Genomic DNA, 9,882 nt, shown 5'->3' with positions numbered 1-9,882 from the left:
TTGCTGTGGTGCAACTCGTTGATCTCACCGGCGATCGCCGGCTCCAACGCCGCGTAGTCGTAATCCAACTCCGGCAACACGTACTGCTGCGCCATGGTCCTCGTCCTTTCGCCGATCATCTGCGATCGACGAAAGTCTCAAACTTCAAGCGCGCTGCAGGTCAATGACACGATGGTGGTGTTCTCGATCACGTTTCACCCTGTTCGACCGATGTCCGGCCGACTACGCTCCGCTTCCTGCACGGTTACCCGGAGGCATCATGTCGGCACACGGCCAGCTCCCGCAGGACCTCGACCCGGACCGCCCCAGCGGCGCCCGCGTGTACGACTTCTTCCTGGGTGGCGGCAGCAACTTCGCGGTCGATCGCGAGCTGGGCCGGCGCGTGCTGTCGGTGGCCCCGGACATGCGGCTGAGCGCGCTGGCCAACCGCGCCTGCCTGCACCGGGTGATCCGGATGTGCCTGGCCCAGGGCGTGCGGCAGTTCCTCGACGTCGGCTGCGGCATCCCGTCGATCGGCGCCCCGCACGAGCTCGTCCAGCGGCTCGACCCGACCGCGCGCGTGGTCTACGTCGACAACGAACCGGTCGCCGTGACGCACGGCGAACTCGTCCTCGAAGGCAACCCGAACACCGCCATCGTGCAGGCCGACCTGCGCGACATCGACGAGGTGCTGGCCGCCGCCGACGTCCGGCGGCTGCTCGACCGCGAGCAGCCCACGGCGGTGCTGATGTTCGCGGTGCTGCACCACGTCCCCGACCGCGACGACCCGTCCGCCCTGGTCCGCGCCTACCTGGAATCCTTCGCGCCCGGCTCGTTCCTCGCGCTGACCCACCTGACTGCCGACCACGCGCCGGAGATCATGCGAGCCGTGTTCGACCTGCTGCCGACCGACCCCGATCCCGGGACGTCGCGCAGCCGGGCCGAGCTGGAGGCACTGCTGGCCGGACTCGACCTGGTCGATCCGGGCGTGGTGCCGATCGCGCAGTGGCGGCCGGAGCGGGGCGATCTGGACCTGCAGCCAGCCGCGCCGCTCGGCTACGCCGCCGTGGCGCGGAAGCCGTGAGCGATCCGGCGGACCGGTTCTCGTCGTGATCAAACCGATCGGAATCCGGTAATAATCAGACAAAACTCCCTGGTACGGTGGCGGGCGTGCCCGAGATGACCACTGCCAGAACCCGTCAAACCTCGGGCCGGAGCACTCGCAAGATCAGCTGGGACGTGGTGCGCACCGCCTGCGTGGTGCTCGTCATGTGCTACCACTCGACGTTCCTCGGCACCTTCCTGCACCCCGAGATGACGCCGCGCTACATCGTCTTCCCCTACCAGGTCGGCGCGAGCCTGCTGCTGGTGATCTCGGCGTACTTCGCCTGCGTGACCATCGGCCGCGGCACCGTGCTGCGCTACTGGTGGGGCCGCATCGCGCGGCTGCTGCCGCCATTCCTCGGCGCGGTGGTGGTGATCTTCGCGGTGATGCGGTGGGCGGCGATCGAGGGCTGGTTCTACCCGAGCTTCAACGACCTCTGGTGGAACCTGCTGATGCTGTGGAACTGGAAGCCGGCGGACTACTGGTTCATCGACGGATCGCACTGGACGGTCCCGCTGCAGCTGATGGGCTTCACGGCGGCCGCGCTGCTGTTCCGCACCAGGTGGGGGCACGGGCGGCGGATCATCGCGGTGCTGTGGGCCGCAGTGCTGGTGCCGATCGCGCAGTGGCCGATCCGGGTGGCCGACAAGTCCGAGGCGTACCGCACGATCGTCGACGGCATCGGCGTGCACCGCTGGCACCTGTTCGTCGCCGGGGTGGCGATCTGGCTGTGGTCGACGCGGCGCATCCACCTGCTGCACTTCGCGGCGATGCTGGCGGCCTGCATGCTCGGCCAGGCGCTGCACAACTACAGCGAGACGCCGGAGGGCCTGATCGCCGACTGGGGCTCGACGGTCGCGGTGTGCGTCGGCATGGTCGTGGTGGCGCTGACGGCCTTCGGGCCGGACTGGAACCGGTTCGTCCCGGCGTGGCTGGCCGGCCGGATCACGTGGTTCGCCGGGATCTCCTACGGCGTTTTCCTGGTGCACCAGACCATCGGCTACATCGTCATGAAGAAGCTCGACGAGGTCGGCGTCGACCCGCTGCTGCAGACCGCCGCGATGCTGGTCGTCGGCACGGCGCTGGGCTGGGCGCTCACCCGCGTCGTCGAGCGCCCGACGCACAAGTTCCTGATGCGCGCCTACGACTCCCTGGCCGGCCGCCGCACGCGGTCGAGCGAAGCGTGAGGGGCGCCGGCCACCGGCCGAGCCGGTGAGACGCCCCTCGCGCGTCAGACCGGGCGCTGCGTCGTGGGCTCCGCGTCGAGCGGGGTGAGAACGCGGGCGGGCGCCTGGACGCCGGCCCAGCGGCGGACCGCCGCTTCCGCCTCGGCTCGCTGCTGATCGGGCAGGCCCTCGATCTTGGCCCCGTGGTTGCCGCCCGGCACCAGGTAGCTGTAGGAGTCGGCGGTGCCCTGGCCGAGCTCGAAGGGTTCCGCGCTCCACGGGTCGCGCTCGCCGTTGACGAACATCAGCTCCGCTCCCCTGCTGCGCACCCACGCGTCGACCTGCCGCATGACGCCCGGCTCGAAGCTCATCGGGATGTCGCGCGACACCAGGTTGCGGGGCTGGCTGAGCTCGCGGTGGTGCAGCAGGTCGGCCAGCGGCTCGTCGGAGACGCCAGGCCAGCCGAGCTGGGTTCCGGCCTGGTAGTAGTACGGCGCGTACGGCTCGATGCCCTGGTCGGTGTAGAAGGAGAACTGCACGGTCTCGTCGAAGAACGCGTAGATCTCGTCGGTGCTCGCGGTGGTCGCCGGGACCTTGCCGCAGTCCTGCTGGCCTCGGTACTGCCAGAACGTGAACGGCGCGTCGAGCACGACCATCTCCAGGCCCCGGTCGATGTCGCCGATGATGCGGTCGAAGGTCAGCCCCTCGGCGTCGGCGTAGGCGCGGAACTTCGCGAGCATCTCGTCGCGCCGGACCAGCGCCTCGCGCTGCACCGCGAGCAGCGCGCCGCGGCAGGCCGGGTCGGTGCCGACCGAGGCCAGGAACTCGTCGTAGACGTCCCGGTCGTTGTCGACGTCGTTGGGCGCCACGTAGGCCACCGTGCCTGCCACGTCGTCGGGGTAGAACCGGCGGTGGTAGACGGCCGTCATGCCGCCCTTGCTGGCGCCGGTGGTGAGCCATTCGCGCTGGTAGACGGACTTCAGCGCGGCGATCACCCGGTGCTGATCGGTGGCCGCCTGCCAGATGTCCAGGTCGTTCCAGTCGGCGGGGTCGGGCCGGGACGGGGTGAAGAACCGGTGCTCCAGGTCGACCTGGTTGCCGTCGACCAGCCGCGTCGGCTCGGTGCGGGCGGTCCGGCCCGGCAGCTCGTACCCGCTCGTGTAGAGCACCGTGGGCCGGTCGAGGTCGCGGTGCAGCAGGGTCAGGCGCTGCTGGAACTGCCCGGCTTCCGGGTGCCGGTGGTCGTCGGGCTGCGTGAAGGTCAGGTCGAACAGCCGGAATCCCGGCTCGGTCGGCCGCTCGCCGACGACGGTCAGCCCGGGCACCGCCGCCAGCCGCTCCCCGATGTCGTCCGGCGGAGCCGCGCCCACCGGCGCCCCGACGAGCAACATCCCGCACACCACCGCGAAGGTGACCAGACCGCGCCAGTTCATTCCGCCTCCTGCTGGGCCCGAGATCGGGCCGAACCTAGTTCCACCGGGCGGCAGCGGGAAGGCCGCGGCGTGTTCTCGCCGATTCCCGCTGCGCCAGCTGGAATCCTCGCGGCAGGTAACGAGAACCGCCTCCCGGAAAGGTTGAATCGATGCCGAAGGAAGACCTGCCTGCGGACGTGCAGGAGCTGCTGTCGCGCCCGAACCCGGCGGTGATCGCCACCGTCAACACCGCGGGCGCGCCGGTCTCGGTGGCCACCTGGTACCTCTGGGACGGCGGAAAGGTGCTGGTCAACATGGACGCGGGCCGGGCGCGCCTGAAGCACCTCCGGGCCGATCCGCGGGTGTCGCTGACGGTGCTGGACGGCAACAGCTGGTACCGGCACGTCAGCTTGCGCGGCCGGGTGATCGCCCTGGAGGACGACCCGGACCTGACCGACATCGACCGGCTGGCCCGGCACTACACCGGCGAGCCGTACCCGGTCCGCGACCGGCCGCGGATCAGCGGCTGGATCGAGGTGACCTCCTGGCACAGCTGGGGCGGCTGACGGCGGCCCGGCGCGAGCAGGCAGCAGCGAACGGCCTGTTCACCCCGCTAGACGGCGCGAACGGGCCGTTCGCTCCACCACCCGACAGCACCTGCACCCGACACAAACCGGCGCAAACGGGCCGTTCACCCCGCTAGACGGCGCGAACGGGCCGTTCACTCCACCACCCGGTCAGGCCGTGGCGGCGGCGTCCGCCTCCTGGGGCACCGGCTCCTCGTCGCGCTGCTTGGGCACGTTCACGTCGTCGGACGGCACCTGTCCACTGTGGACCACCTCGGCGACGTAACCGTCCGCCTCCTCGCTCCCCGCGCCGGCCTCCGTCGCCGCCAACAGCGGCTCCGCCGTCGCCAGCACCTGCTGCGCAGCCCGGACCCGCTCCGCGACGTCCTGCCGCATCCGCAGCAACGACTCGGCGTACTCGTCCGCCTCGCGCATCCGCCGCTCGGCCTCGGCGGTCGCTTCGCGGACCCGCCGCTGCGCTTCATCGCGGCTCTTCTGCTCGCGTTCGGCCTGGATGCGCATCGCCTCTTCGCGGCGCGCCGCCATCGACACCTCGAAGTCGTGCTCGACCTGGGTGCGCCGCTCCTCGGCCTCGGTGTCCAGCCGGCGGCGGCACTGCTCCGCCTCGCGCGCCATCGCCTGGACCTCTTCGCGGGTGCGGGTCAGCATCTCGCCGCGCTGCTGCTCGGACTGGCGGCGCCACTCGTCGGCCTCGGCGACCAGCTTCTCGTAGCGTTCCCGGAGCTCGGCGGCGGCCTGCTCGGAGCGCGCCCACTCGTGCTCGGACGCGGCCTGCGCGGCGGCGACCACATCGTTCGCCTCGTCCTGCGCGAGCCGGACCATCCGGCGTAACCGGTCGGTCAGCGCGGCGGCGTCGATCGGCGTGCGCGCCTGCTCGTCAAGCTGCTCCTTGAGCGACTCGATCTCGGCTCGGGCCTGGTCCAGCTGCGCCGACAGGTCGCCGACCTGGCTGAGCGCCGAATCCCGGTCCTCCGTGATGAGCCTGATCTCGTTCTCGGTCTGCTGGATGTAGAACTTCACCTGCGATCGGCGGAACCCGTACCACACTGTGTCGAAATCCGACTTCAGCGGCACCAGTTCGCGGTCTTCGATGTGCCCCACGGTCTCACCCCGCTCGATTGATCAACTTTGCTGGGAGCGAGCCACGCCCCGACGCGGCAAGTCCGTTGTACACCTGGAGAACGTCCCCGCGATGTGCTCCGCCGGACTGAATCCGCCGGAGTGCACGCGCGGACGCGAGGTGCCACGGATCGCTGCGCCCATTGTCGCCCCCAGCGGCGATCGAGATCAACTGCCCGGAATCCGGTGCAATGCAACGGTCATCGGATGTTGACCATCCGGTCACCAGGGCGGAATTGCCTGCTGGAATCAGGTTTTCGCGCCCGGGCCGAGCACCCGGCGGAATATCGTCTCGATTTCATCTCGGCTCGGCACCGATTCCCGGACGATGCCTTGCAGCAGCAAACCGCAGAACAGAACGGACAATGCACGCCCGGTGGCCGGATCGGTGTAGGAGGCGAACAGCTCGGCCAGCGCGGTGTCCCATTCCTGGCTGACGCCGCGCAGCGCCGGCTTGTGCAGCGAGGCGATGTAGAGCTCGTGCTCGACGGCGGTCTGCGAGCGGGCCGGGCCGAGGTAGTGCAGCACCAGGTCGGTCAGCGCGACGGCGAGATCACCGCCGCGCTCCAGCCGCTCGGCCCACCGCCGCAGGTGCTCGACGTCGTCCTCGGCGGCCTGCCGCAACGCGCTGGCCAGCAGGTCGTCGAGCGTCGCGAAGTAGTAGGTGGTCGACCCCAGCGGAACACCGGCCGCGGCCGCGACGGCACGGTGCGTGAGCTTCTCGACCCCGCGCTCGGCGACGACCGTGATCGCGGCGCGGGCGATGCGCTCACGGCGGGCCGGGTCCTTGCGGCGGGCGGCGGGCGCGGGCTGGGTGGTCGACATTCGCTTCGGCGTTCCTCCCGTGAACTCCACAACGGTGTCCAGCGTGCCATGTTGACCACCCAGCGCGATGCGGTCCAGGTCACCGGAACGGCGTTCCGCCTGTTCATCACGCCTTTTTCGGCGATTCATCCCGGGGCCGCAACCCCGATGATGTACAGATGTACAGGACCGGTGTTAGGGTCTTCCGCGGCACTGCGCCGGGACACAAGCGTTAACCCGCCACCGAATGGACCGCCAGGAGGTGAATTCCGCAACTCGCGGGTCGATCGGTCCCCATTCGGCGAATAGCGCGCCGCCCGCGCTTACCGGCGGCGCAATCGACGAACGCGCTTTAGTGTGGCGGAGCGAAACGGATCGCGGCCATGTGCACACCGGTACCAGAAGTGCGCAGCGGTGCGGTTCCGGCGCGAAAAGCACAATCGACATCACGGGGAAACGAGCCATGTCGCAAGCAGAGAATTCGACAGCCTCGCTGTTCATCGATGGCGAGTGGACGTCGGCCGCCGACGGCCGCACCCGCGAGATCCGCTGCCCCGCCGACGGCTCGCTGGTGGCCACGGTCGCCGAGGCCGGGCCGGCCGACGCCGAGCGGGCCATCGCCGCCGCGCGCCGCGCCTTCGACGACGGCGCATGGGCGAACACCTCACCGTGGGAGCGCGGCGACCTGCTGCTGCGGGTCAGCGACATCCTGCAGCGGGACAAGGCGGAATTCGCCCGCGCCGAATCGCTGGACACCGGCAAGCGGCTGGTCGAGAGCGAATTCGACATGGACGACATCACCGCGTGCTTCCGGTACTTCGGCAAGATCGCCGGCACCGACGCGGGCCGCCTCGTCGACACCGGATCGCCGGACGCGATCAGCCGCGTGCAGTACGAGCCGGTCGGCGTGTGCGGCATGATCACGCCCTGGAACTACCCGCTGCTGCAGGTGGCCTGGAAGGTCGCCCCGGCGATCGCGGCGGGCAACACCTTCGTGCTCAAGCCCAGCGAGCTCACCCCCAGCACCTCGATCCTGCTGATGCGGGCGCTGACCGAGGCCGGGCTGCCCGCCGGGGTCGGCAACCTCGTGCTGGGCACCGGCGCCGAGGCCGGCTCGGTGCTGGCCGAGCACCCGGACGTCGACCTGGTGTCGTTCACCGGCGGCCTGCACACCGGCCGCAAGATCTCGGCAGCCGCGTCCGCGACGGTGAAGAAGGTGGCGCTGGAGCTCGGCGGCAAGAACCCGAACGTCGTGTTCGCCGACGCCGACTTCGAGACCGCGGTGGACTACGCGCTGACCGCGATCTTCCTGCACTCCGGGCAGGTCTGCTCCGCCGGGGCGCGGCTGATCGTGCAGGACGAGCTGCACGACGCGCTGGTGGACGAGATCGTCCGCCGCGCCGAGCGGATCCGCATCGGCGGACCGTTCGACTCCGACGCCGAGACCGGGCCGCTGATCTCCGCCGCGCACCTGAAGAAGGTGGACGACTACGTGGCCAAGTCGGTCTCCGAAGGCGCCGTGCTGCGCACCGGCGGCCGCCGTCCCGAGGGCGAGCGCTACGCGAACGGTCACTACTACCTGCCGACCGTGCTCGACGAGGTCAAGCAGGGCAGCTACGCGGTCAACGAGGAGTCCTTCGGACCGGTGCTGACCGTCGAGCGCTTCACCGACGAGGACGACGCGGTGCGCATCGCCAACGACACCTACTACGGCCTGGCCGGCGCGGTGTTCAGCGGCGATCCGGGCAAGGCCCAGCGGGTGGCCAACCGGCTGCGGCACGGCACCGTCTGGATCAACGACTTCCACCCCTACCTGCCGCAGGCGGAATGGGGCGGCTTCAAGCAGTCCGGCATCGGCCGCGAACTCGGCCGCGCCGGCCTCGGCGAGTACCAGGAAGCAAAGCACGTCTACCAGAATCTGCGGCCCGGACCCCAGAACTGGTTCTCCGGAGAATAAGGAGGAATTCCCCTCGCCCCGCGGCGGTGACCGAGCCACCGCCGCGGGAACCGCGCGGCCGATCGGGCCGCGCTTTAGCTCGAAACCGCCGCCGTAGGCGGTGTTCTTCGCGCGACGCAAAACAACCACCCGATTCGTTCCCCTCCCCGCATCCGGCGGGCGGGGAGGATCGGGAAAGGAGTCGGGGCATGAGCGCGCCCAATTACGACGCCGAGCTCAACGAGTTCGGCTACACCAACAAACTGAAGAGAAGCCTGGGCGGATTCTCCACCTTCGCCGCCGGGATCAGCTACATCTCGGTGCTCACCGGCACCTTCCAACTGTCCTACTTCGGCCTGTCCTTTGGTGGCCCCGCCTACTGGTGGTCCTGGCCGATCGTGTTCGTCGGGCAGTTGCTCGTGGCGTTGAGTTTCGCCGAGCTGGCATCCCGGTACCCGATCGCGGGTTCCATCTACAACTGGGCGAAGAAGCTCGGCGGTCAGCACGTCGGCTGGCTGGCCGGCTGGATGATGCTGCTGGCCTCCATCGTGTCGATCTCGGCCACCGCGCTGGCCTACCAGAACACGCTGCCGCAGATCTGGTCCGGCTTCCAGCTCGTCGGCGACGGCAGCACCGGCACCGAGCAGGCCGTCAACGGCATCTTGCTGGCCTTGGTGCTGATCCTGTTCACCACGCTGGTCAACGCCTTCGGCGTGAAGCTGATGGCCCGGATCAACAGCGCCGGGGTGTTCATCGAGCTGGTCGCCGCGGTGCTGCTGATCGTCGCGCTGGCGCTGGTCGTGGTGAACCCGCCGACGATCGTGTTCGACACAGGCGGCACCGAGTCCGCCTTCGGCGGCAACTACCTGAGCGCGTTCCTCGTCGCCGGGATCGCCTCGTCGTACGTGATGTACGGCTTCGACACCGCCGCCTCGCTGGGCGAGGAGTCCATCGACCCGCAGCGCAACGCGCCGAAGGCGATCCTGCGGGCGCTGATCGCCTCGTTCATCCTCGGCGGCCTGATCATCCTGCTCGGCCTGATGGCCACCAAGGACTTCTCGGCGCCGCAGCTGGCCGAGAGCGGCCTGCAGTTCGTGCTCAACGACGCGCTGGGCCCGCTGGTGGGCCGGCTGTTCCTGCTGTCGATCTTCGTGGCGATCACGGTCTGCGTGCTGGCGGTGCACACCGCGGCGATCCGGATCGCCTTCGCGATGGCCCGCGACAACGCGCTGCCCGCCGGTTCGCTGCTGGCGCGGGTGAGCCCGCGCTTCCAGACGCCGATCGTGCCGGCCGTGGTCATCGGCGTGCTCGCGGTGGCGCTGCTGGTGGTCAACATCGGGCAGCCGCAGATCTTCACCGCGGTCACCAGCCTGGCGATCATCCTGATCTACATCTCGTACCTGCTGGTCACCGTGCCGATGCTGGTCGCGCGGCTGCGCGGCAAGTGGTCGGTGCCGCGGGACGAGGCCAAGCGGCAGGGCCGGTTCAGCCTGGGCAAGCTCGGCCTGCCGATCAACGTCCTGGCCGTGCTCTGGGGCGTGGGCATGACGGTCAACCTGGCCTGGCCGCGCCGCGAGGTCTACAACGCCGAGCCGCCCTACCACTGGTACCTGCAGTACAGCTCGGTGCTGTTCGTCGGAGTCGCGGCGGTCGGCGGGTTCGCGTACTACTGGTTCGTCCAGCGCCACAAGGTCGGCGTGCTCGCAGACCACGCCGCCCGGTCCACCTCGAACGACGACACGACCAGCCCGGTCGCCTGAGCGGAAACGGAGTT

The 9,882-nt window shown here is 69.7% G+C and carries 8 protein-coding genes and 1 pseudogene; 5 read left to right on the top strand and 4 right to left on the bottom strand.

Translation table 11 applies throughout. The annotated features are described in order from the left end of the window. Window positions 1-95 (bottom strand): annotated as a pseudogene (locus tag ACWEV3_RS35990) (superoxide dismutase); the annotation flags it as partial. A gap of 164 nt (window positions 96-259) precedes the next feature. Between ACWEV3_RS35990 and ACWEV3_RS35985 the strand changes: the two are divergent. Then, window positions 260-1,063, top strand: coding sequence for an SAM-dependent methyltransferase (locus ACWEV3_RS35985; protein ID WP_452618183.1), 804 nt, complete (start codon window positions 260-262; stop codon window positions 1,061-1,063). 95 nt (window positions 1,064-1,158) lie between these two features. After that, complete coding sequence (locus tag ACWEV3_RS35980; RefSeq protein ID WP_452618182.1) at window positions 1,159-2,271, top strand: acyltransferase family protein; 1,113 nt, start codon at window positions 1,159-1,161, stop codon at window positions 2,269-2,271. Between the two features lie 44 nt (window positions 2,272-2,315). Here ACWEV3_RS35980 and ACWEV3_RS35975 read toward each other — a convergent pair whose 3' ends face one another. Next, a complete protein-coding gene (locus ACWEV3_RS35975) occupies window positions 2,316-3,683 on the bottom strand; it encodes a S28 family serine protease (RefSeq protein ID WP_452618181.1) in 1,368 nt (455 codons plus the stop codon). 149 nt (window positions 3,684-3,832) lie between these two features. Between ACWEV3_RS35975 and ACWEV3_RS35970 the strand changes: the two genes are divergently transcribed. Beyond that, on the top strand, window positions 3,833-4,228 hold the full coding sequence (locus ACWEV3_RS35970; protein ID WP_452618180.1) for a PPOX class F420-dependent oxidoreductase: 396 nt from the start codon (window positions 3,833-3,835) through the stop codon (window positions 4,226-4,228). Window positions 4,229-4,399: 171 nt separating this feature from the next. Here the strand turns inward: ACWEV3_RS35970 and ACWEV3_RS35965 are convergent, their stop codons facing one another. Further along, window positions 4,400-5,350: a cellulose-binding protein gene (locus ACWEV3_RS35965; RefSeq protein ID WP_452618179.1), complete on the bottom strand. Its 951-nt coding sequence runs from the start codon at window positions 5,348-5,350 to the stop codon at window positions 4,400-4,402. A 267-nt stretch (window positions 5,351-5,617) separates the two neighbouring features. Continuing rightward, window positions 5,618-6,193, bottom strand: coding sequence for a TetR/AcrR family transcriptional regulator (locus ACWEV3_RS35960; RefSeq protein WP_452618178.1), 576 nt, complete (start codon window positions 6,191-6,193; stop codon window positions 5,618-5,620). 442 nt (window positions 6,194-6,635) lie between these two features. Here ACWEV3_RS35960 and ACWEV3_RS35955 point away from each other — a divergent pair, with 442 nt between their 5' ends. Next, complete coding sequence (locus tag ACWEV3_RS35955; RefSeq protein WP_452618177.1) at window positions 6,636-8,129, top strand: aldehyde dehydrogenase family protein; 1,494 nt, start codon at window positions 6,636-6,638, stop codon at window positions 8,127-8,129. 188 nt (window positions 8,130-8,317) lie between these two features. Further along, entirely contained in the window at window positions 8,318-9,868 is a 1,551-nt protein-coding gene (locus ACWEV3_RS35950; RefSeq protein ID WP_452618176.1) for an APC family permease, read from the top strand. Window positions 9,869-9,882: the final 14 nt, after the last annotated feature.

Source organism: Saccharopolyspora sp. NPDC003752, assembly GCF_053605825.1.
This window is presented reverse-complemented; position numbering and strand designations above follow the sequence as displayed.